The 21,813-nt window shown below is 71.2% G+C and carries 18 protein-coding genes and 2 riboswitches; of the genes, 9 read left to right on the plus strand and 9 right to left on the minus strand.

The window, feature by feature from the left end:
• Positions 1-52 precede the first annotated feature (52 nt).
• The 3 genes from RC1_RS01435 to RC1_RS01445 all read right to left on the minus strand — a co-directional run bounded on the left by RC1_RS01435 (position 53) and on the right by RC1_RS01445 (position 5,218).
• On the minus strand, positions 53-2,491 hold the full coding sequence (locus RC1_RS01435) for a TonB-dependent receptor (RefSeq protein WP_041785792.1): 2,439 nt from the start codon (positions 2,489-2,491) through the stop codon (positions 53-55).
• A gap of 244 nt (positions 2,492-2,735) precedes the next feature.
• Entirely contained in the window at positions 2,736-3,905 is a 1,170-nt protein-coding gene (locus RC1_RS01440; protein ID WP_148213352.1) for an SO2930 family diheme c-type cytochrome, read from the minus strand.
• Positions 3,905-5,218: a parallel beta-helix domain-containing protein gene (locus tag RC1_RS01445; RefSeq protein ID WP_049766621.1), complete on the minus strand. Its 1,314-nt coding sequence runs from the start codon at positions 5,216-5,218 to the stop codon at positions 3,905-3,907. Before RC1_RS01445 ends, RC1_RS01440 begins: the two co-directional genes overlap by 1 nt.
• 189 nt (positions 5,219-5,407) lie before the next feature.
• Here RC1_RS01445 and RC1_RS19780 point away from each other — a divergent pair, with 189 nt between their 5' ends.
• From RC1_RS19780 to RC1_RS01460, 3 genes are all read left to right on the plus strand, one after another.
• Positions 5,408-6,127: a TetR/AcrR family transcriptional regulator gene (locus RC1_RS19780; protein ID WP_012565549.1), complete on the plus strand. Its 720-nt coding sequence runs from the start codon at positions 5,408-5,410 to the stop codon at positions 6,125-6,127.
• A 217-nt stretch (positions 6,128-6,344) separates the two neighbouring features.
• A complete protein-coding gene (locus tag RC1_RS01455) occupies positions 6,345-7,853 on the plus strand; it encodes a succinate CoA transferase (RefSeq protein ID WP_012565550.1) in 1,509 nt (502 codons plus the stop codon).
• Between the two features lie 151 nt (positions 7,854-8,004).
• Positions 8,005-9,036: an aldo/keto reductase gene (locus tag RC1_RS01460; RefSeq protein WP_012565551.1), complete on the plus strand. Its 1,032-nt coding sequence runs from the start codon at positions 8,005-8,007 to the stop codon at positions 9,034-9,036.
• A 16-nt stretch (positions 9,037-9,052) separates the two neighbouring features.
• Here the strand turns inward: RC1_RS01460 and RC1_RS01465 are convergent, their stop codons facing one another.
• On the minus strand, positions 9,053-9,919 hold the full coding sequence (locus tag RC1_RS01465; RefSeq protein ID WP_012565552.1) for an ABC transporter substrate-binding protein: 867 nt from the start codon (positions 9,917-9,919) through the stop codon (positions 9,053-9,055).
• A gap of 226 nt (positions 9,920-10,145) precedes the next feature.
• Between RC1_RS01465 and RC1_RS01470 the strand changes: the two genes are divergently transcribed.
• Together RC1_RS01470 and RC1_RS01475 are read left to right on the plus strand one after the other, a co-directional pair.
• Complete coding sequence (locus RC1_RS01470; RefSeq protein ID WP_012565553.1) at positions 10,146-11,222, plus strand: FecCD family ABC transporter permease; 1,077 nt, start codon at positions 10,146-10,148, stop codon at positions 11,220-11,222.
• Positions 11,223-11,394: 172 nt separating this feature from the next.
• Positions 11,395-12,186 carry an ABC transporter ATP-binding protein gene (locus RC1_RS01475; RefSeq protein WP_012565555.1) on the plus strand — a complete coding sequence of 264 codons (792 nt, stop codon included), beginning with the start codon at positions 11,395-11,397 and terminating at the stop codon, positions 12,184-12,186.
• 22 nt (positions 12,187-12,208) lie between these two features.
• Here RC1_RS01475 and RC1_RS01480 read toward each other — a convergent pair whose 3' ends face one another.
• The 4 genes from RC1_RS01480 to RC1_RS01495 all read right to left on the minus strand — a co-directional run bounded on the left by RC1_RS01480 (position 12,209) and on the right by RC1_RS01495 (position 15,877).
• Positions 12,209-12,955 carry an acyl-CoA thioesterase gene (locus RC1_RS01480; protein ID WP_012565556.1) on the minus strand — a complete coding sequence of 249 codons (747 nt, stop codon included), beginning with the start codon at positions 12,953-12,955 and terminating at the stop codon, positions 12,209-12,211.
• Entirely contained in the window at positions 12,934-13,587 is a 654-nt protein-coding gene (locus RC1_RS01485; protein ID WP_012565557.1) for an anaerobic ribonucleoside-triphosphate reductase activating protein, read from the minus strand. Before RC1_RS01485 ends, RC1_RS01480 begins: the two co-directional genes overlap by 22 nt.
• 14 nt (positions 13,588-13,601) lie before the next feature.
• Positions 13,602-13,781: an anaerobic ribonucleoside-triphosphate reductase gene (gene nrdD / locus RC1_RS01490; protein WP_041785068.1), complete on the minus strand. Its 180-nt coding sequence runs from the start codon at positions 13,779-13,781 to the stop codon at positions 13,602-13,604.
• 68 nt (positions 13,782-13,849) lie between these two features.
• Entirely contained in the window at positions 13,850-15,877 is a 2,028-nt protein-coding gene (locus RC1_RS01495) for a ribonucleoside triphosphate reductase (RefSeq protein WP_012565558.1), read from the minus strand.
• A 90-nt stretch (positions 15,878-15,967) separates the two neighbouring features.
• Positions 15,968-16,177: riboswitch (cobalamin riboswitch) on the minus strand.
• A gap of 112 nt (positions 16,178-16,289) precedes the next feature.
• Positions 16,290-16,503: riboswitch (cobalamin riboswitch) on the plus strand.
• 114 nt (positions 16,504-16,617) lie between these two features.
• Here RC1_RS01495 and RC1_RS01500 point away from each other — a divergent pair.
• The 4 genes from RC1_RS01500 (at position 16,618) to RC1_RS01515 (ending at position 20,368) form a co-directional block, all read left to right on the plus strand.
• The gene (locus RC1_RS01500) at positions 16,618-18,204 is read left to right on the plus strand and encodes a cobyric acid synthase (protein ID WP_012565560.1); all 1,587 of its coding nucleotides are present in this window, start codon (positions 16,618-16,620) and stop codon (positions 18,202-18,204) included.
• Between the two features lie 48 nt (positions 18,205-18,252).
• Entirely contained in the window at positions 18,253-19,164 is a 912-nt protein-coding gene (gene cbiB / locus RC1_RS01505; protein ID WP_012565561.1) for an adenosylcobinamide-phosphate synthase CbiB, read from the plus strand.
• Between the two features lie 27 nt (positions 19,165-19,191).
• Entirely contained in the window at positions 19,192-19,710 is a 519-nt protein-coding gene (locus tag RC1_RS01510; protein WP_012565562.1) for a bifunctional adenosylcobinamide kinase/adenosylcobinamide-phosphate guanylyltransferase, read from the plus strand.
• 100 nt (positions 19,711-19,810) lie between these two features.
• Positions 19,811-20,368, plus strand: a complete 558-nt coding sequence (locus RC1_RS01515; RefSeq protein ID WP_012565563.1) for a cob(I)yrinic acid a,c-diamide adenosyltransferase — start codon at positions 19,811-19,813, stop codon at positions 20,366-20,368.
• Between the two features lie 55 nt (positions 20,369-20,423).
• On the opposite strand, the gene RC1_RS01520 is transcribed toward RC1_RS01515, so the two are convergent.
• Positions 20,424-21,731 (minus strand): aminotransferase class V-fold PLP-dependent enzyme, encoded by a 1,308-nt coding sequence (locus RC1_RS01520; protein WP_012565564.1) that lies wholly within the window; start codon positions 21,729-21,731, stop codon positions 20,424-20,426.
• Between the last annotated feature and the right edge of the window lie 82 nt (positions 21,732-21,813).

Below are 21,813 nucleotides of genomic sequence, written 5' to 3' on the forward strand. Positions count from 1 at the left end.
ACAGGCACCCGGAGGGGCGGATGGTCAGAAGCGCATGGTCAGAAGCGCACGCTCAGAAGCGGACGGCGAAATCGACGCCGAGCATGCGCGGTTCGGACAGGGCCGAGAACACCGTGCCCAGCGTGTCGGCCGTCAGCCGGTTGAGCGAGGTGACATAGCGGTTGTCGAACACGTTGTTGGCGAAAGCCGCCACCGTGTAGGCGCCGCTGGCGCTGGTCCAGGCGACGCGCAGGTCGGTGCGGTGGTAAGGCCCGCCGACATCGAAGGGCAGGATGTCGCCGCAGGTGCCGACAGCCAGTGACTCCGTGTTGCAGCGCGGGGCGCCGCGGTAGGCGTGCTGCACGGCGACCTGCACCGTGGCCCCGTCGCCCAGCGGCTGCGTCCACGCCGCCCCGCCGGAGAGCGTCCAGCGCGGCTCCCCCGTCGGCTGGCCGGACAGGTCCAGCCCCTCCCGCGTCACCTTGCTGTCGATCTCCGCATCGATCCAGGAGACGGCCAGATTGATCTCCAGCGGGTCGATCGGGCGCCAGAGGGCGTCGAGGTCGATACCCACCGCCTTGTCGTCGCTGGTCTCCACGATGTACTGCGGCACGCTGGAGCCGGAGGTCTCCTGCACCAGCCGGACCCGCTGCTTGTCGTCGTAGAAGTATTTGTAGCCGGCGACGTTGACCTGAAGTCCGGTCTCCGGGAAGCTGGTCTTCACGCCGATCTCGTAGTTGCGGACCTTCTCGTTGTCGAAGCGGGACAGCGGTTCCACGCTGTTGAAGCCGCCGGCCTTGTAGCCCTGGGTGTAGGAGGCATAGGCCATGACGCTGTCCGTCAGGGCGTAGTCCAGCACGACGCGGGGGCTGAAGTCGGTCCAACTGTCCGACAGTTCCACCTTGCGCCCTTCCAGCGCGCCGACATCGAACACCACGTCGAAGCGCAGCGCCTCCGGCGGGACGCCGGCGAGGTCGAGCACGCCGAGGTCCGCCAGCGTCCGGATCGTCTCGTCCAGTTCCGGCGCCAGACGCGGGCCGTTGAACCAGGAGAAGGTCTTCTTGTCATAGGTCAGGCGGCCGCCGAGCGTCAGGTTCAGCCGGTCGGTGACGTGCCAGATGGCATCGCCATAGACGGCATAGGCCTTGAAGGTGCCCTCGTTCGCCATCGTCTCGTTCCAGCTGTTGCCGAGCAGCCGGAACGGGATGCCGAAGGGGATCAGGACGAAGTTGTCCAGGTCGGAGAAGGGCGTGCCGACACCGATATTGCCCAGCACGGCGTTGATGGAGTCGGTCGTGGCGCTGGTGCTGGCCTGCTGCTCCGCCTTCTCGTGCCAGAAACTGGCGCCGGCGACCCAGTCCACCGGCCCGGCCGCGCCCGACAGCTTGAATTCCTGGTAGAAGCTCGTGTTGTCCTCGATGTTGTTGGTGTCGAAATAGAGGTCGCGCCGGTTGGTGCCGTCCTCGTCCTCGCGGTTCTCCGTCTCGAAGTGGCGGAACGCCGTCAGCGAGGCCAGCTCGCCCCAGCTCAGCGGGTGGGTCAGGGTCAGGGTGACGCTGTCCAGCTCCCGCGTCTCATGGTTGTCGATGACGTCGTTCAGCACCGGCCCGTCGCGCGGGTCGATGAAGGTCGCGGGATTGTAGGGCAGCGACGGGCGCCCCGGGAACGGCGGCACGTCGATGACACTGATCGCCGGCCGCGCGTCCTGGTCCAGTTCCTCATGCTCCCAGGTCAGGATCGCGTTGGTCCCGGCCGTGGGCCCCCAGCGCAGGGCGGCGCGGGTGGCCCAGTTGTCCTCCCGCGACAGGCCCTCCCCGGTGGCGTCGTCCTTCAGCCAGCCGTCGCGCTGGTTGAACACGGCATTGACGCGCAGCGCCAGATCGTCGCCGGCCGGCAGGTTCATCATCGCCTCGGCCCGGCGCTTGTCGTAGCTGCCGACGCGGAAGAGGAAGCGCCCCTCCGCCTCGTCCGACGGCTTGCGGGTGATGATGGAGACGGCGCCGGCGGCGGAGTTGCGGCCGAACAGGGTGCCCTGCGGCCCCTTCAGCACCTCGATCCGCTCGACATCGTTGAAGGCCAGCAGCGAGGCGCCGGAGCGGGCCGAATAGAAGCCGTCCACATAGATGCCGACGGCCGGGTCCGTGCCGACGCCGAAATCGTCGGTGACGACGCCGCGGATCGTGTATTTCGGCTGGGTCGGGCTGTCCGCCTTGACCTGGAGGCCGGGCACGAAAGCGGCGAGGTCGCCCATGTCCTGCGCGGCCACCCGCTCGATGCGGGCGGAGTCCACGACCTGGAGGCTGATCGGCACATCCTGCGCCGACTGCTGCCGGCGCTGCGCGGTGACGACGATTTCCTCCACGGCGGCCCGCCGCTGGGGACCCTCCACCGCGGCGCGGGGCTCCGGCGCCGTCTGCGCCAGGGCCGTTGCCATGCCCGCCGTCTGGATGAGCGCGACCGGCGCCACGAGGCCAGCCAGCCCGGCGCGCACCGCCGGATGACGCCGCGGCACGGCGGGCGCGGCGGTGGATGGACACGCAACCGACCCCGGCGCGCAGGTTTCCCGTCTCTTCTCCATGCTCCCCCCTTTTCCGGCCCGCGGTCCCCCCCGCGCCGGGAGGGCCGGCCGGAGGGGCAGCGGGCACCTTGTTGCTGTTGTGCTCGGCAGTGTTCTTGTCCTGTGAAGGCTCTTGTCCTGCGGGCGCCCCTTCGTCCTCTGCCCGCGTCTCCCCTCCGCCCTCTCCCGCGGGTATGCCTCAGTCGCAGCGGCCCGCCATGGCAGCAACCCAGTCGCGGATCAGGGCGACACCCTGGTCGTGCGCCAGCGTCCGCCCCAGCTCCGGCATCATGGCACCGGGCTTCACCGAGGCCAGACGGTAGACCAGAATGGACTCGTCCGGCCGGCCCGGCACGATGTCGAAGCGGTGCCCGCCGGTGCCCTGCCCGGCCGCCACCGGCGGCTTGCAGAAGCCCAGTTCGCGCGCGTCCGTCACCTCCGGCCCGAGATGCAGGCCGGAGGTCTTCGCCGCCCCCGCCGGGTTGTGGCAGTGGCCGCAGTTGATGTCGAGATAGGCCCGCGCCCGCGCCTCCAGCGGCTGCGCCGGGTCGCGCCAGTCGGCGCTGCGCGGGGCGGCCGCCGGTTCCGGCGTGCCGGTCAGGTAGCCGGCCGCCGCCAGATGGCGGAGCTGGTTCTCCCGGCCGCCGGGATAGTCGAACTCGATGTTCAGGTGGCGCGCCTTGGGACCGATCGGCTGGAAGGCCCGGCTGGCCAGATTGTCCACATGGCAGCCGGCGCACTGGTTGGCGTTCGGCATCACGTAGGCGAAGCGTTCCCGGCCGCCGTCCTCCCGTGCCAGCGTGAGCGGGATGACGGCGCCCGTCCGGTGCAGGCGGGCGTCCTTCTGGTCGGCATCCCAGAGATAGGGCAGCGCCGCCCAGCCGCTCTCCCGCCGGACCAGGACCCGCGTCTCGATCAGCCGGACCCGCGACAGGTCCAGCCCAAACCCGCCCTGACTGGCCCCGCCCTGGCCGGCGGCCCGGTCGCCGGGCGCGACGAGTCCCTCCTCCGCCCCGGCCCGGGGATAGTAGAAGGTCTTGGTGATGACGGTGCCGACGGGGAAGTCGAAGGTTGCCGTCGCGTCGTAGCGGGCGGAGGTGCCGGCCGGCATCCAGATCGTGCGCAGCTTGCCGGCATGATCGGTGAAGAGCGGCGTCGCCAGATCGTAGGGCACGACGCCCCCCGCCAGGGTCAGCCGCCCGCCGGCAACCGGCAGCACGCCCCAGTCGCTCAGGCGTTCAGGGTTGTCCCCGGCATGGAAGACGACGGCGGACGGGCCGGCCGGCGCCGACGTTCCGTCCCCCCCGTCGCACCCGGTCGCCGCCAGCAGGGCGGCGGCGAGCGCGATCCCGCGGACCCGCGCGCGCATCACGCCCCCTTCTTCGTCAGCTGGTCCAGCGGGGGCGCCAGTTCCACCGGCGCGCGCCTGGGCAGGGTGCAGTCATGCGCGGCCATGTCCACGCCCGGGTTCCTGTTGCCGTCGGGTCCGTCCACGTTCAGCATCTGTGCCTCGCCGTTGGCGACGCAGATCGCCAGCTCCGGCGGCAGCTTTCCGTCCACCAGCTTCTTCGGATCGACCCAGCCGTCCCAGAGGATGTCCGGAAACCGCCCGAACGGGCCGTAGAGCAGCGTCTTCAGGGTCTTCAGCTCGATCCCGTCAGGCGAGCCGCCGCCGCCGGAGAAGCGGTTGTCGTAGATGAAGATGCGTTCGGGATAGGGGTCGAAGTTCTCCGCCACGCCGTACTGGTTCATGTAGCCGGTGGAGAAGTAGCTGGAGATGATGATGTTCGCCGTATCGTTGTCGGCGACCTCGTTGGCGAAGATCTCCACCTCGTCGTTGGAGTTCACGATGATGCCCGTGCCGGCGGGCACCGAGGCGACGGCGGCGCCCTTGGCGGCGAAGTTGCCGGTGTTGTTGGCGAAGACCCGGTTGTTGAAGACCCGCGTGCCATGCCCGGCCACCGGCAGGTTCGGCATGTTGAAGACCAGGATGCCGCCGGTGTTGCGGGTCGCCACGTTCTCGTAGACGTCGGCGTTCACCGTGTTCTCGATCTCGATGCCGGCGACGTTCAGTTCGGCCCGGTTGCGCCGCACCACCACGTCGCGCGACTGGCCGACATAGATGCCGGCATCCGACGCACCGATGGCGACGCTGTCCTCCACCAGCACGTTCGTCGTCTGCACCGGATAGATGCCGTAGGCGCCGTTCTCCGTATCGGGGCCGTTCGTCCATTCCGTGCGGATGCGGCGGATGACGATGTTGCGCCCGTCATTGATCTTCAGCGCATCGCCCTTGGTATCCTCGATCGCCAGATCCTCGATGGTGAAGTCGCTGGCGTTGACCAGCAGCCCCTCCGCCCCGGCGATCTGGCCCTTGAAGCTGAGCACGCTCCGGTCCATGCCCTCGCCGCGCAGGGTCACCCCGTCCACCGTCAGGCTGAGGGAGCGGTCGAAGGCATGCCGACCGGCGGGCACCAGGATCACATCGCCCGGCTTCGCATCCAGGAGCTTCTGCTGAAGCGTGTCCTGGAAGCCGGCGGCCCCGGCGCCCGGATCGCCCGAGGCCGTCGGACCGGGCGGCGCGGCCTGCGGCGCCTGGGCCTGTTTCTGATCGGACTGGTCGCAGGCCGCCAGTTGTGTGGCGGCCAGCATGGCGCACAGCGCCAGCGTCATCCTGCGCATCACCCTCCCCCGTTCTTCGCGCCGGGTCGATGCCCGGTCGGACCTTTTGTCGCAGCGTGACACGCCTCCGGACGGCCCGCAACAGAGACTTGAATCGTTCTCAGTTTCGTCCTCAGGACGGACAGACCCGCTTGCAACGCCTGCGTGCCGGACCACCTAAGCGGGGGGATCGGGAGGGTGGAACGGAGCATGGGAACGGGGCGGATCGGGACCTCCGGGAAGCGGGCGGGGCGGCCGGCTGCCGGGGAGCGGCCGGGAGGGAGGGAGGCGGCGGGCGCGGTCGATCTGGGCAGCCGCACCATCCCGCAGCAGCGCCGGGCCCTGATGCGGCGCGACGCCATCCTGGACGCCACGCTGGCGCTGCTGATGGAGCGCGAGGCGGGGGAGATCACGACCACCCTGATCGCCGCCCGGGCCGGCGTGCCCGTCGGGCTTGTCTACCGCTACTTTCCCAACAAGTTCGCCATCCTGTCGGAACTGGCGCGGCGCTCCATGGACCGGGTTGACACCCGGCTGGAGGCCCTGATGGCCGGCGGCATGGAGCCGCAGGCCATCGTCCGCGCCGTGGACGAGGGCATCGAGACCATCATCGAAACCTACCGGCGGGAGCCGGGGCCGCGGCGCCTGTTCCGGGCGGTGCGGACGGTGCCGGAACTGGCGGCCGTGCTCGCCACCTCCAACGCCCGCATGGTGGCGGCCCTGCGCCGGACGCTCGCGGCGCTGCGGCCCGACGCCTCCGCCCCGGAGGTGGAGGCGGTGGCCCGGACGACCGTGCAGGTCTACACCCACCTGGAAGCCCTGGCGATCGAGTGCGACGATCCCGAGCTGTTCCCGCTGCTGCTGGCGGAATGGAAGCGGCTGGCGGCCGGCTACCTGACCCGTTTCGCCACCGGGCCTGGGGCGGAATGAAGGTCGCTGCGCCGATCGGTCGCTGAAAGCATGGCACGCCCGCCGAAAATCCTGATGTTTCAAACATTCCAGTTGGCTAGGTTGGCTTACGCCATCGGCGCCCCGGTTCCGGCAACATCAGGGAAGTCCTGACCGCCGGACCGGACCGGCGATCCGTCCTAGCCGGGGGGACCACCCGCGGCAGCGGACCTGTGTGCCGACAACAACGAGGAAGGGAATGCCCCGGGACCGCATCCGCCTGAAGTCGCTCTGGGACCGCATCACTGACGCCGAGGAGGCAGCCCTGCATGTCCGCGACGGCATGACCGTCGGGATGAGCGGGTTCACCAGGGCCGGCGACGCCAAGGCCGTGCCTGCCGCCATCGCTGCCCGTGCCCTGCACGACCCGCTGAAGATCACGCTGATGACCGGCGCCTCGCTGGGCGGCAACGTGGACCGGGAGCTGACGGAGGCGAAGGCCCTGGCCCGCCGCCTGCCTTTCCAGGCGGACCCGACGCTGCGCAGCGCCATCAACCGCGGCGAGGTGATGTTCATCGACCAGCACCTGTCGGAGACGGTGGAACTGCTGCGCTCCCGCCAGATGGGGCCGGTTGATGTCGCCATCGTCGAAGCGGCGGCGATCACCGAGGAGGGCGGCATCATCCCGACCACCAGCGTCGGCAACACCGCCACCTTCGCCATCCTGGCGGAGAAGGTGATCGTGGAGCTGAACCTGTCGCAGCCGGCGGCGCTGGAGGGGCTGCACGACATCTACATCCCGACCCGGCGGCCGCACCGCGATCCGATCCCCGTGCTGCAACCCGAAAGCCGGCCGGGCGTGCCCTACATCCCGGTCGATCCGGCGAAGATCGCCGCCATCGTCGTCACCGACCGCACCGACAGCGCCGCCAGCATCCTGCCCGGCGATGCGGACACGACCGCCATCGCCGGTCATCTGACGGAATTCCTCCAGTCGGAGGTGCGCAAGGGCCGGCTCGGCCCGTCGCTCTCCCCGCTCCAGGCCGGCATCGGCAGCATCGCCAACGCCGTGATGCAGGGGCTGGCGGACGGCCCGTTCTCGGGCCTCACCATGTACAGCGAGGTCCTGCAGGACAGCACCTTCGACCTGTTCGACGCCGGCTGCCTGCGCTTCGCCTCGGGTTCCTCCATCACGCTGGGGCCGGAACGGCAGCGCGACGTGCTGAACCGGCTCGAACACTACAAGCCGAAGCTGGTGCTGCGCCCGCAGGAGGTCTCGAACCACCCCGAGGTGGTGCGGCGGCTGGGCGTCATCGCCGTCAACACGGCGCTGGAGTTCGACATCTACGGGAACGTCAACTCCACCCATGTCGGCGGCACCCACATGATGAACGGCGTCGGCGGCTCGGGCGACTTCGCCCGCAACGCCTACATGTCGATCTTCGTCACCAAGTCGCTGGCCAAGGGCGGCACCATCTCCAGCGTCGTGCCCATGGTCAGCCATGTGGACCATTGCGAGCATGACGTGGACATCCTGGTGACGGAGGTCGGGCTGGCCGACCTGCGCGGGCTGGCGCCGCGGGAACGGGCGGCGACGATCATCCGCAACTGCGTCCACCCCACCTACCGCGAGCTGGCCTCCGACTACTTCAAGGCGGCCTCGGCCCGGGGCGGCCACACCCCGCACCTGCTGGAGGAGGCGTTCTCCTGGCACCTGCGGCTGCGGGAGACGGGAAGCATGCTGCCGCGGCAGACGGTCCTGGCCTGAGGCGGGCCGGCGGCGCCCCCCGGGACCGGGGAGCCGCATCCGGGGGATGGTACGGGCGGAACGGCGGACATATCTGTTCGCCAGGGGCAAGCGGAGGCGGGCGGCGGTGCCGTCTTCCTCCCGCCCGCCCGTCACCCATCATGAGGGTCCCATGGAACATCGCCAGCTCGGCCGCTCCGGCCTGAAGGTGCCCGTCCTCAGCCTCGGCACCGGCACCTTCGGCGGCGGCAACGCCTTCTTCGAGCGCTGGGGCAGGACCGACGTGGCGGAAGCCACCCGCCTCGTCGATATCTGCCTGGAGGCAGGCGTCAATTTCTTCGACACGGCGGACGTCTATTCCGGCGGCGCCTCGGAGGAGATCCTGGGCCAGGCCCTCAAGGGCCGGCGCGACAAGGTGCTGATCTCCAGCAAGGCGACCTTCGCCATGGGGGAGGGTCCGAACCAGGTCGGCTCCTCCCGCCACCACCTGATCCGGTCCTGCGAGGACAGCCTGCGCCGGTTGGGCACGGACCATATCGACCTCTACTTCATGCACGCCTTCGACGCCCTGACCCCGGTGGAGGAGACGCTGCGGGCGCTGGACGACCTGATCCGGGCCGGCAAGATCGGCTATATCGGCGCTTCCAACTTCTCCGGCTGGCAGTTGATGAAGTCGCTGGCCGTGTCGGAGAAGTACGGGCTCGGCCGCTACGTCGTGTACCAGGCCTATTATTCGCTGATCGGCCGCGACTACGAATGGGAGCTGATGCCGCTCGGCCTGGACCAGGGCGTCGGCCTGATGATCTGGAGCCCCCTGGGCTGGGGCCGGCTGACCGGCAAGATCCGCCGCGGCCGGCCGGCGACGGAGGGGCGCATCGCCATGGGCGGCGCCGTCGGCGGCCCGGAGGTGGAGGACGAGTACCTCTATACCGTCGTCGATGCCCTGGAGGCAGTGGCGGAAGAGGTCGGCAGGAGCATCCCGCAGGTCGCCCTGAACTGGCTGCTGACCCGGCCGACCGTGTGCAATGTCGTCATCGGCGCCCGCAACGAGGAGCAGCTCCGCCAGAACCTGGGGGCTGTGGGCTGGAGCCTGAGCCCGGAGCAGGTGGCCCGGCTGGAGGCGGCGAGCCAGCGCACGCCGGCCTATCCCTACTGGCACCAGCGCGGCTTCGACGACCGCAATCCCAAGCCTACACGCTGGTAGCGGCGTTCCTGACCCGTCAGGGGGTGGGCGCCGCCCGCCCCCGCCCGAGCTGGGCCATCAGGCTGGCGACCGCCTCCGGATAGGCGGGGCCGCCGCACATGGCGACGGCTTCGGGCAGTTCCAGCCGCCGTTCCGGCCCGTAGAGCCCGGACAGCACCGGGTGCTCCAGCATGTCGCTGCCCAGGTCGGGGCTCTCGACCGGGGCGGTGGTCAGCAGCAGATACTCCGGCGCCGTCGTCACGATCCGTTCCAGCGGCACGCGGACGACGAAGGCGCCGTCCAGGGACCGGGCCATGTTGACCAGCCCGGCCCGCCCCATGATCTCGTCCATCAGCGTCTCGCCGCCGCTGACGAAGCCGCGGCGCTGGTAGTGGACCGCGACCGGCCGCGTCTCCGCCGGCGCCGGCAGGGCATCGAGCACGGCCCGCATCCGGGCCACCAGCGCCTCCCCCCGCTCCGGATGGCCGACCGCCGCGGCGATGGTGCGCGCCTGCGCCACGATCTCCTCGAAGGTGCGCGCCGTCCCCAGTTCCAGCACCTTGATCTGGAACCCGGCCAGCAGCGCGCGCGTCTCCTGCCGGCGCAGGCGGCTGGCGATGATGAGGTCAGGCTTCAGGGCCAGCACCTCTTCCGCCGTGCCGCGGCCGACCGGCCAGGAGCGGGCACGCTCCGCGATGCTGGAGAGGATCGGATCGCGCGCATATTCCGACAGCGCCAGCACCTGGTCGCGGTCCGCCAGATCCACCAGGAACTGGTCGGCGCAGAGATTCATGGAGACGATCCGCCGCGGCGGCGCCTCCTGGGCCACGGCCGCGGGCGGGAACAGCAGGACCGGCAGCAGCAGAAGCGCAGCCGGCAGAAGTCGGGGCAGCAGTCGGAACATGGTGGATCACCGTCGGGCCGGGCGGACGTCCCCGGCTTCTCTTCCCTACACATCCGGGATTCAGCCCGGCTTGTCCATCCCGGGCCGGCTTTCCGGCCACCGCGCGGACTGTGCGGCCCCCGACTTCTGGACGAAGGACTTGCACCCACGGCGGGCGGCGGCTATCGAGCGACGCGCCCGGACGCGATCCGGTCCGTCCCGACCGCTGAAGCCAGGGGCCCGCCCCATGACGCCTGCTCCCGACCTGCACCGCGCCGGCGCCCCGCCCCGGACCGCGGCCCCCGCCGCCCCTCTGCCGGCGACCGTGCGCCCGCCGGCGGGCCGGCCCGGATTCGTGCCGCTGCTGGCAGTGGCCCTTCTGGCCGCGGCGCTCCTGTCGCTGCTGGCCGGGCCGGCGGACATCGCCGCCGGCGACGCGCTGGCCGGACTGGTCGGCCAGGGCGATCCGCTGGTCGTGGCGGTGATGCAGAAGCTGCGCCTGCCGCGCCTGCTGGTCGGGCTGGGCGCGGGCGCCATGCTGGGGCTGGCCGGGGCCTCGCTCCAGGGCTATCTGCGCAACCCGCTGGCCGAGCCGTCGGTGCTGGGCGTCTCCAACGCCGCCGCCCTGGGGGCCGTGGTCGCGCTCTACAACGGGTTCGCCGCCACCATGCCGCTGGCGCTGCCGCTGATGGCGATCGGTGCGGCCATGGCGGCCATCGCCGGCGTCATGCTGCTGGCGGCGCGGGCGGAGAGCGCGCTCTCCGTCGTGCTGGCGGGGCTGGCCGTGGGCACGCTCTGCGGCGCCCTGATCTCCCTGACGCTGAACCTCGCCCCCTCCCCCTTCGCGGCGGCAGAGATCAGTTTCTGGCTGCTGGGCTCGCTGGAGGACCGCAGCATGACCCATGTGGTCCTGGCCCTGCCGCTGATCGGGGTGGGGGCGGTGCTGCTGCTCTGGGACGGGCGCGCCCTGGACGCCCTGACCCTGGGGGAGGAGGCTGCGCGGTCGCTGGGCTGCAACCTTGCCCGCGTGCGGGTCCGGCTGATGCTGGGCGTCGCCATCGGCGTGGGCGCCGCGGTGGCGGTCAGCGGCGCCATCGGCTTCGTCGGGCTGGTGATCCCGCACATGGTCCGGGCCGTGGTCGGGCAGCGCCCGTCGCGCCTGCTGCTGCCCTCGGCCCTGGCCGGGGCGCTGCTGCTGGTGCTGGCGGACCTGCTGGTGCGGATGCTGCCGACGGCGAACGAGATCCGGCTGGGGGTGGTGACGGCGCTGCTGGGCGTGCCGATCTTCCTGAGCCAGCTTCTCAAGGCACGGCGCTCCTGGTAGGCCCCCCTGCCCCCCTCTGCCCTCTGTTGTCGCCTGCATCGCATGACCCGGCTGCGGCGATGGGAGGTGCATGCCGGGGCCGTCCCGGCTACCCTCCCGTCCGCCGACGGAGACCTCTGATGGACGCCTGTTCCACGCCGCCCCTTTCCCGCCCCGCCACGGACGCGATGCCATGACGATCCTGCATGTCGAGGGGGCCGGCGTCCGCCTGGGCGGCCGGCCGATCCTGGAGGCGATCGGGCTGTCGGCCGGCGCCGGCGAGGTGGTCGGACTGATCGGGCCGAACGGCGCCGGCAAGTCCACGCTGGTCCGCGCCATCGCCGGCCTGCTGCCGCTGGAGTCCGGGCAGGTGCGGATCGCCGGCCGGCCGCTTTCCGCCTATTCCCGGCGGGAGCTGGCGAACACCGTCGCCTATCTGCCGCAGGGCCACACGGTCCACTGGCCGCTGGACGCCTACCATGTCGTCGCCCTGGGGCGGCTGCCGCATCTTGGCCCCCTGGGGCGGCCGACGCCGGAGGACGAGGCCGCCATCGCCCGCGCGATGGAGACGGCGGACGCCGCCGCCTTCGCCCCCCGCACCATCACCTCGCTCTCCGGCGGGGAGCGGGCGCGGGTGATGCTGGCCCGTGCGCTGGCGGTGGAGGCGCCGATCCTGCTGGCGGACGAGCCGGTGGCGGCGCTGGACCCCTACCACCAGCTTCAGGTCATGGAGCTGCTGCGCGGCATCGCCGCCACGGGACGGCTGGTGGTCGCCGTGCTGCACGACCTGCCGCTGGCCGCGCGCTTCTGCGACCGGCTGGTGCTGCTGGGCAGCGGACGGGTGGTGGCGGACGGGGAGCCGGAGGCGGTGCTGGCCCGCCCGAACCTGGAAGCGGCCTACCGCGTCCAGGGCCTCTACGGCAGCGAGGGCGAGGAACGCTACGTGCTGCCCTGGCGCCGGCTGGCGGCCGATCCCGTCTCCTGACCGGGCGGCCGGCGGGTCCCGGTCAGAGCGGACGGACCGGCGTCGGCCGCTGGTCCGCGTCCAGGGCGACCATGACGAAGACGCCCTCGGCCGCCTTGCGACGCTCGCCGGTCTTCAGGTTCTCCCCCCAGAGATCGACCGTCACCTGCATGGAGCTGGTCCCGGTGCCGGTGACGGCGGCCTCGATCTCCATGATCTCCCCCACCTTCACGGGGCTGGTGAAGTCCAGCCGCTTCGAGGCGGCGAGCACGACGGCGCGGCGGCAGTGGCGGGTCGCGGCGACGAAGGCCGCCTTGCCCATCTGCGCCATGGCATGGCCGCCGAACAGGATGTGGTTGTGGCTGGCCTGGTCGGGGAAGACCAGTTCCACCATGCGGACACCGACCGCCTGCGGTTCCTCCGCCGCTTCCTCCAGCGGCGGCACCGCCGCGTCCCGGTCCACCGAGACCATGTTGAAGCGGCCGCGGGTGCAGAGCCGCCGCTCCCCGGTCAGCAGCGCCTCGGCCACGAGATCGACCTCCACCGTCAGGGAGCGCCGGCCGACGCGGGCGATGCGGCCCGTGACCTCCACGATCTCGCCCAGTTGCGCCGGGGCGGCGAAGTCGATCCGCTCGCAGGACGCCGTGACGAAATCGACATGCGCGTGCCGGGTGGCGGCGATGAAGGCCACCTTGTCCATGTGCGCCAGCGCGGCGCCGCCGAACAGGGTGCCGTGGTGGTTGGTATCGCCCGGGAAGATCAGGTCGATCAGGCTGGTCTCGCGGCGCACGGCGCATCTCCTGAGAGGCGGGCAAGCTGGTCGGGCCGGCAGCCCGTGGCCCGGAAGGGCTGCAGGCGGTGCTGCCGGACGCCCAGCGCGTCGAGATCGGCGCGCAGCCGCTCCAGCGCCGCCGCGTCCAGCAGGCGCGGATGCACGGTGGTGCGGACATCGCAGGCGATGCCGGCGTCCAGCAGCAGGCGCAGGCTCTCGCGCGCCCGCTCCCCGCTGCCGGAGGCGCCGGTGATCCGCTCGTACTCCGCAAAGGGGGCCTTCACGTCGAAGCCCACCCAGTCCAGGAGCGGCAGCAGGTCCGCCAGCCGCTCGGGATAGGGACCGCCCGTGTGCAGGCCGATGCGGAAGCCCATCCCCCGCACCGTCCGCATGGCATCGGGCAGCGCGGCCTGGAGCGTCGCCTCCCCGCCGGAGAAGACGACGCCGTCCAGCAGGCCGCGGCGCCCCTCCAGGAAGGCCAGCACCTGCTCCCACGCCAGTTCCCGCTGCCCGCGGGCGGGCAGCAGGTCCGGGTTGTGGCAGTAGGGGCAGGCCCAGGGGCAGCCCTGGCAGAAGACGGTGGCGACCAGTTCGCCCGGCCAGTCGCAGGTGGACAGTCGGGACAGGCCGCCGACGCGGAGGTCGGCCACCGGATGCGCTTTCGTCAGGCCCCGAGGTCCGCCTTCGCCTCGGCGAAGTAGCGGCGTTCGGCGAACTCGCCCTTCTTGCCGAAATTGAAGGAGGAGACCGGGCGGTGATAGCCCATCACGCGGGTCCAGATCTCGCAGGGCTGGCGCTCCTCGTCCTTCAGGACGATCTCGGCGGTCTCGGTCATGCAGCTCATGGGTCGGGTCCTCTTGTCCGGGGGTCGGGGGATCGGGCCGGTGTTCCGGCGATGCGGTGCCGCGGCGCTCACTCGGCCGCGGCGCAGGTCTGCCGCTTGCGGGCGATCAGCTCGGCGTCGCACTTGGGGCAGAAGGCGTGCTCGCCCTCGATATAGCCGTGCTTGGGGCAGATCGAGAAGGTGGGCGTCACGGTGATGTAGGGCAGGCGGAAATTCTCCAGCGCGCGCCGCACCAGCTTGCGGCAGGCGTCGGCCGAGGACACCCGCTCGCCCATGTAGAGGTGCAGGACGGTGCCGCCGGTGTACTTGCGCTGCAACTCCTCCTGCCGCTCCAGCGCCTCGAACGGATCGTCCGTGAAGCCGACGGGAAGCTGGCTGGAATTGGTGTAGTAGGGCTGGTCCGCCGTGCCGGCCTGGAGGATGCCGGGGAAGCGCTTCTGGTCCTCCTTGGCGAAACGGTAGGTCGTGCCCTCCGCCGGGGTGGCCTCCAGGTTGTACATGTTGCCCGTCTCTTCCTGGAACTGCACGATGCGGGCGCGCACATGGTCCAGGAAGCGGACGGCGAAGGCGTAGCCCCGCTCGGTCGTCACGTCCTCGGCATCGTCCGTGAAGTTGCGGATCATCTCGTTGATGCCGTTCACGCCCAGCGTCGAGAAATGGTTCCGCAGCGTGCCCAGGTAGCGCTTGGTGTACGGGAACAGCCCGTTGTCCATGTGGTGCTGGATCACCTTGCGCTTGATCTCCAGGCTGGTGCGGCTGACGTCCAGCATCTCGTCCAGGGCGCGGAACAGGGCCGCCTCGTCGCCCTTGTGCAGATAGCCCAGGCGCGCGCAGTTGACCGTCACCACGCCCAGCGAGCCGGTCTGCTCGGCGCTGCCGAACAGGCCGTTGCCGCGCTTCAGCAGCTCGCTGAGATCGAGCTGGAGCCGGCAGCACATGGAGCGGACCATGTTCGGCTTCAGCTCGGAATTGACGAAGTTCTGGAAATAGGGAAGCCCGTACTTGGCCGTCATCTCGAACAGCCGGTCGGCGTTCTCGCTCTGCCAGGGGAAGTCGGGCGTGATGTTGTAGGTCGGGATCGGGAAGGTGAAGACCCGCCCCTTGCTGTCGCCCCGGGTCATCACCTCCATGTAGGCGCGGTTGATCAGGTCCATCTCGGCCTGAAGCTCGCCGTAGGTGAAGTCCATCTCCTCGCCGCCGATCACCGGCACCTGGTCGCGCAGGTCCTCCGGGCAGGTCCAGTCGAAGGTCAGGTTCGTGAAGGGGGTCTGCGTGCCCCAGCGGGAGGGCACGTTGAGATTGTAGACAAGCTCCTGGATGCACTGGAGCACCTGCTCGTAGGGCAGGTTGTCCTTGCGGATGAAGGGGGCGAGATAGGTGTCGAAGGAACTGAACGCCTGCGCGCCGGCCCATTCGTTCTGCAAGGTGCCCAGGAAGTTGACGATCTGGCCGACGGCGCTGGACAGGTGCTTCGGCGGCGCCGCCTCGACCTTGCCGGGCACGCCGTTCAGCCCTTCCGTCAGCAGGGTGCGCAGGGACCAGCCGGCGCAGTAGCCTGCCAGCATGTCCAGGTCATGGATGTGGATGTCGCCCTCGCGGTGGGCGCGGCCCACCTCCGCCGGGTAGACGTGCGACAGCCAGTAGTTCGCCACCACCTTGCCGGAGATGTTCAGGATCAGGCCACCCAGCGAATAGCCCTGGTTGGCATTGGCGTTGACGCGCCAGTCGGCCCGGTTCAGGTACTCGTTGATCGAGGTCTCGACATCCACCACCGTCTTGCGGTCGCGCCGCAGACGGGCGCGCTGCTCGCGGTAGACGATGTAGGCGCGGGCCGTGGCGAAATGGTTGGCGGAGATCAGGACCTGTTCGACCACGTCCTGGATCTGCTCGATGTGCGGCGCGTCGGTATGGAAGCGATGGCCGATCACCTTGATCGCCTGGATCGCCAGGAGATGCGCCTCGGCCCCGTCGAACTCGCCGGTCGCCTTGCCGGCGCGCTCGATGGCGGAGCGGATCTTGTCGCCGTTGAAGGCGGACACTTCACCGCTACGCTTGATCACGGACTTCGGCAGCGTGGCAAGGGCATGAACGGGCATGCGGGTCTTTCCCCTTCCGGCACGCGGACAGGGGTCGGGAACCGCCCGGCGCGGCGCCGGCGGGTTCCCTTCGGATCACCCCGTCCGAAGATGGTAGACTGGGTTACGGCAGGTCTCCTGGCTTGCGGGTCCGCGCCACCGTCCGGTCTTCCCGGTGCCGGTCGGCACCAGTGACATGAAAGGTCGGCAGCTCGCCGCTGACAGTTGCGGGGGCAGCGCCGGAATTGCACCGGCTTCCCTCTTAGCCCCCGGATAACTACATATTGTGTTGTCCGGAGGACCGTAACGCTAAATACCGTAAATGCAGGTTCTGCTTAAGTCAAGCTCCGGCGGCGCAGGAGGGGCATGACGGATCGCCATGCGGTCCGTCCACAGCCGTGCAGGCGGGCGTTGACAGGGGGATGGCCGTCTCCTAAAGCTCAGCCGTCACGGTTCTTCCGCTCCTCCCGGGTGCGGAAGCTAAGAGGGAATCCGGTGCGCCGTCCGCGGCAAGGCCGGAGCTGCCCCCGCAACTGTCGGCGGTGAGCCTCTCCCGTTCGCGCCACTGGACCCGCAAGGGTTCCGGGAAGGCCGGGCCGAGGCGACGACCCGCGAGCCAGGAGACCTGCCGCGACGCATCATGGTCCACGGGCGGGGTGTCCCGGCGGAACGACCGCGATCCGGCCGCCCCGGTGGGGATGACGGGACGTCACGGTCTTCCCCATGCCCATGCCCTTCACGTCTGAAGGGGCTTCCAGTCCATGTCCGATTCCGCGACGACGCCCGGCGACGGCCTCGCCCCGATCATCTACACGCCGCGCAGCACGGACGCTCCGCGCCGCGCCCGCGCGCTGATGATCCAGGGCACCAGTTCCGATGTCGGCAAGAGCATGCTGGTGGCCGGGCTCTGTCGCGCCTTCACCCGCCGCGGTCTGGTGGTGCGCCCGTTCAAGGCGCAGAACATGAGCAACAACGCCGCCGTGGTGCCCGACGCCGACGCCCCGCCGGAAGCGGACGGCACGCCGGCACGCGGCGAGATCGGCCGCGCCCAGGCGCTCCAGGCCCGCGCCTGCAAGGTGGCGCCGTCCATCCACATGAACCCGGTACTGCTGAAGCCGCAGACGAACATCGGCTCGCAGGTGGTGCTGCGCGGCCGGGTGCTGGGCAACTGCCCGGCGCGCACCTATCACCGGATGCGCAAGGGCCTGATGCCGCCGATCATGGACAGCTTCGAGCGGCTGGCCGCGGAGGCGGATCTGGTGATCGTGGAAGGCGCCGGCAGCGGGGCGGAGATCTATCTCCGCGCCTCGGACATCACGAACATGCATCTGGCGGAGCGGCTGGGCCTGCCGGTCGTCGTGCTGGGCGATTTGGACCGTGGCGGCACCATGGCCGCCCTGGTCGGCACCCACGCCCTGCTGGACGAGGCCGACCGGGCCCGCGTCGTCGGCTACATCGTCAACAAGTTCCGCGGCGACTTCTCCCTGTTCGAGCCGGCCTGCGGCACGATCACGGCGATGACCAACTGGCCCTTCCTGGGCGTGGTCCGCTGGTTCGAGGAGGCCGACCGCCTGCCGGCGGAGGATTCGCTGGCGCTGGAGCGGCCGGCCACCGGCGTGGGCAGCGGCCTGAAGGTGGCGGTGCCGCGGCTGTCCCGCGTCGCCAACTTCGACGATCTGGACCCGCTGGCGGCCGAGCCGGGCGTGGACCTGCGCTGGGTATCCCCGGGTCATCCGATCCCCGCCGATACGGACGTGGTGGTGCTGCCCGGCTCCAAGACCACCCGCGCCGACCTGGACGTGCTGCGGCAGCAGGGCTGGGACGTGGACATCCTGGCCCATGTCCGCCACGGCGGCCGGGTCGTCGGCCTGTGCGCCGGGTTCCAGATGCTGGGCCGGGTGGTGCGCGATCCCGCCGGGATCGAGGGACCGGCCGGCGAGACGCCGGGCCTGGGCCTGCTGGACATCGAGACGGAGATCGGCGGCGACAAGCGGCTGGTCGAGATCGACAGGCTGGACCGCAACAGCGGCCGCCGCGTCACCGGCTATGAGATGCACATGGGCCGCACGACCGGGCCGGGCCTGGAGCGGCCCTGGATGATGCTGGATGCGGGCGACGGCTCGGCCCCGCGGGCCGAAGGGGCGGTATCCGCCGACGGGCGGGTGACGGGCAGCTACATTCACGGCCTGTTCGGGTCGGACGGGTTCCGCTCCGCCTGGCTGGAGCGGGTGGGGGCGCAGGCCTCGGCGCTCGATTTCGAGGCACGGACCGAGGCGGCCCTGGAGGCCCTGGCCGACCATGTGGAGGCCAATCTGGACCTCGACGCGCTGCTGGCCCTGGCGCGGTGACGGCCCCCCGGTGACGCACGCCCTTCCCCTCCGCGGCAGCGCCCGGCCATGACCATCCTGCTGGCCCTGCTGATCGACCGCTTCCTGGGCGAGCCGCCGGCGCGGCTGCATCCGGTGATCTGGATGGGCCAGTACCTGGAGCACGCTGGCCGCCGGCTGCCCGATCTGCCGCCCTGGCTGGCACTGCCGGCCGGCGCCGTCGCCTGGGCCGTCGGAGCGGCGGCCACGGTGGCGGGGGCGGGGGCAGCGACGTGGCTCGTCTCCGACCTGCCGGCCTGGCTGGAACTGGTGCTGCTGGCGTTCCTGCTGAAGCCGATGTTCGCCCTGACCCTGCTCCTGTCGGAGGTCGCCGCCACGGAGACGGCCCTGCGCGAGGGTCTGGCGGCCGGCCGCGCCCGTCTGGGCTCTCTGGTCAGCCGCGACACCGCGGAGCTGGAACCGGAGCAGGTGCGCGAGGCTGCCATCGAATCCCTGGCGGAGAACCTGTCGGACTCCCTGGTGGCGCCGCTGTTCTGGTTCCTGGTGGCCGGTCTGCCCGGAGCCGCGCTCTACCGGTTCGCCAATACGGCGGATGCCATGTGGGGTTACCGCGGTCGCTGGGAATGGGCGGGCAAGGTCGCCGCCCGCGCCGACGACCTGCTGAACCTGATCCCGGCGCGGCTGACGGCGCTGGCGCTGCTGGGTGCGGATGCGCTGCGCCGCGACCGGCGGACGGTCCTGGCGGCGGAGGCCCGGCGCACCGCTTCGCCCAACAGCGGCTGGCCGATGGCGGCCATGGCGATGGCCCTGGGGCTGCGCCTGGGCAAGCCGGGCCACTATGTCCTCAACGAAGGGGGGACCGCCCCCGGCCCGGAGGACCTGCCCCGCGCCCTGGAGCGCGCCCGGCGGGCGGGTCTGGGCCTCGCCCTGCTGGCCGCCGTGGTGCAGGTGGCCATGGCGGAGGTGATCATCCATGTCTGACGTGCAGACCGGAACGGAGGCGATGCCATGGGAACGGTGACTTTCCTGACCGGCCCGGTGCGCAGCGGCAAGAGCGCCCGCGCCGTGGAGATCGCCCGCGGCTGGGGCGGGAACGTGGTCTTCGCCGCCACCTACCGCGTCGATCCCGCCGATGCGGAGATGCTCGCGCGCGTGCGCCGGCACCAGGAGGAACGGCCGGAGGGCTGGCGCACGCTGGAGGCGCCGGACGACCTGACGGCCGCGCTGGACGCGCTCGATCCGCCGCCGTCCGGACTGATCCTGGACAGCATCGTGATCTGGGCCGCCATGCGCTTCGACCGTGACGACAGCACGATCCTGACCGAGTGGAGCGCGGTCCTGGAGCATCTGCGCGCCGCCCCGTGGCCCACGGTCATCGTCGGTGACGAGATCGGCTGGAGTCCGGTGCCGATGGAAGCCGAGCTGCGCCGCTTCCGCGATCTGGTGGGCTGGCTGGGCCAGCGCACTGCCGCGGCGGCCGACGAGGCCTGGCTGATGGTGGCCGGATGCCCGGTGCGCCTTAAATGAGGGGGCGGACCGCCGCACCGTCCCCGCCGCTGCGCCCGCCGGGTGCCGCGGCCCGCCGTCCCGCGGCGACACCCGAGAGAGACCGGAAAGGGAGAGAACGATGAGCAAGACCAAAGTGGTGACGCGCACCGGCGACGGCGGCGAAACTTCCCTCGGCCGCGGCGTGCGCGTGCCGAAATGCTCCGACCGCGTGGAGGCCTACGGCTCGGTGGACGAGGTCGGCGCCATGATCGGCGTGCTGCGCTCCATGCTGGAGGACAACGCCGCAGTGGATGCGCGGCTGCGCGCCATCCAGATCGACCTCTACAACATCTGCGCCGACCTGCACATGCCGGGCGAGGCCGGAGCCGCCCTGCGCATCGACGGCAGCGGTCTGGAGCGGATCGAGGCGGAACTGGGGGAGATGAACGAGGGGCTGCCGCGTCTGGCGAACTTCGTCCTGGCCGGCGGCACCCGCGCCGCCGCCTTCGCCCATCTGACCCGCACCGTGACCCGCCGGGCCGAGCGCCGGGTCGTGGCCCTGGCCCGCGCGGAAGAGGTCAATCCCGAGGTGCTGCGCTACATGAACCGGCTGTCCGACTACCTGTTCATCCTGGCCCGGACGCTGAACGAGAACGGCGCCAAGGACGATCTCTGGGCGCCGCGCGGGGTCCGCTGACCCCGCCCGCGCCGCCGGGCCCCCGCGCTTGCCCGCCCCGCGCTGCCCGCCGGCCTCAGCCGCCGGCGAGCAGCCGGAGCGCCGCCGTCAGTTTCCGGATGTCCTCCTCACGGGTGAAGAGGGCCGGCGTCACCCGCACGCAGGCCCCCTTCGCCACGCCCGTGCGGTGGACGGTGAAGATGCCGAAGCGCTCCAGCAACTGCCCAGCGACGGCCGCGTTCTCCTCGGCCGATGCCTTGCCCGCGAGACGGAACGAGGTGATGCCGGCCGTGAGCCGCGGGTCCTCCGGCGTCAGGATCTCGATGCCGGGATGGCCACGCAGCGTCTCCGCCCAGAGGTCGCGCAGATGGCGCAGCCGCGCGGCGATGGCAGGCGTGCCGATCCGCTGCTGGAAGTCGATCGCCGCCGGCACGGCCAGCAGCGTGGCGAAATCCGTGGTGCCGGTGTGGATGCGGGCGCGGATGCCCTGCGCCCCCTCCGGCTCGCCCATGTGGGGCTCGATGGCGTCCAGCCGGTCGCGCCGGATGTACATGACCCCGACGCCGAGCGGGGCACCGATCCATTTGTGCAGGTTGTAGCCGACGAAGTCGGCGCCGAGCCCGGCCGCGTCGAACGGCACCTGACCCAGCGAGTGCGCGGCGTCCACGATCACGTCCACGCCGCGCGCCCGCGCCATGGCCACGATCTCCGCCACCGGCAGCACCAGCCCGGTGCGGTGGCTGAGATGGGTCAGCAGCATCAGCCGGACCCGCGGATTGGCCGTCAGCGCCCGCTCATAGGCGTCGATCAGCCCCTGGTGGGTCGCCGGCTCCGGCAGGGCGATGCGGACGACCTCCACCCCGCGGCGCCGGCGCAGGGACTCCAGGCCCGCCTGCATGCTGTCATAGTCGAGATCGGCATGAAGGACGGCATCGCCCGGCCCGAGCCGGTGGTAGCCGGCGATCAGGGTGAGCAGCGCCTCCGTGGCGCCGCGGGTCAGGGCGATCTCGTCCTCCCCCGCCCCCAGCAGGGCGGCGACGCGGCGCACCACCTCCCGCGCGTCGCGGCCGAACTCCCGCCGCGTGTAGTAGGAGGTCTCCCGGTTCACCCGGTCCTGGTGCCGGCGATAGGCCTGCAGCACGGGCCGGGCCATCATGCCCCAGTTGCCGTTCTCCAGATGGACCACGGCGCGGGTGGCGTCGTACTGGCCGGCCACCGCCTCCCAGAAGCCCGTGTCGCGCGCCAGCGCCGACGGCGCCAGGGCCGGCACCGGCGGCAGATCGGGCACCGCCGCTCCGGCGCCGTTCCAGGCAGCCGGAACCGTCATGCCGGCCGCCAGCCCGGCCCCGCCCGCCCGCAGCAGGTCCCGTCGCGTCACACCCATGTCCGTTCTCCCCTCACAGTTCCGGGATGCCCGCGAACGGAAACGGGGCGGCCGGAGCCGCCCCGTCCCGTCCGGCCCTCCG

The organism is Rhodospirillum centenum SW (assembly GCF_000016185.1).
Lineage (GTDB): Bacteria > Pseudomonadota > Alphaproteobacteria > Azospirillales > Azospirillaceae > Rhodocista > Rhodocista centena.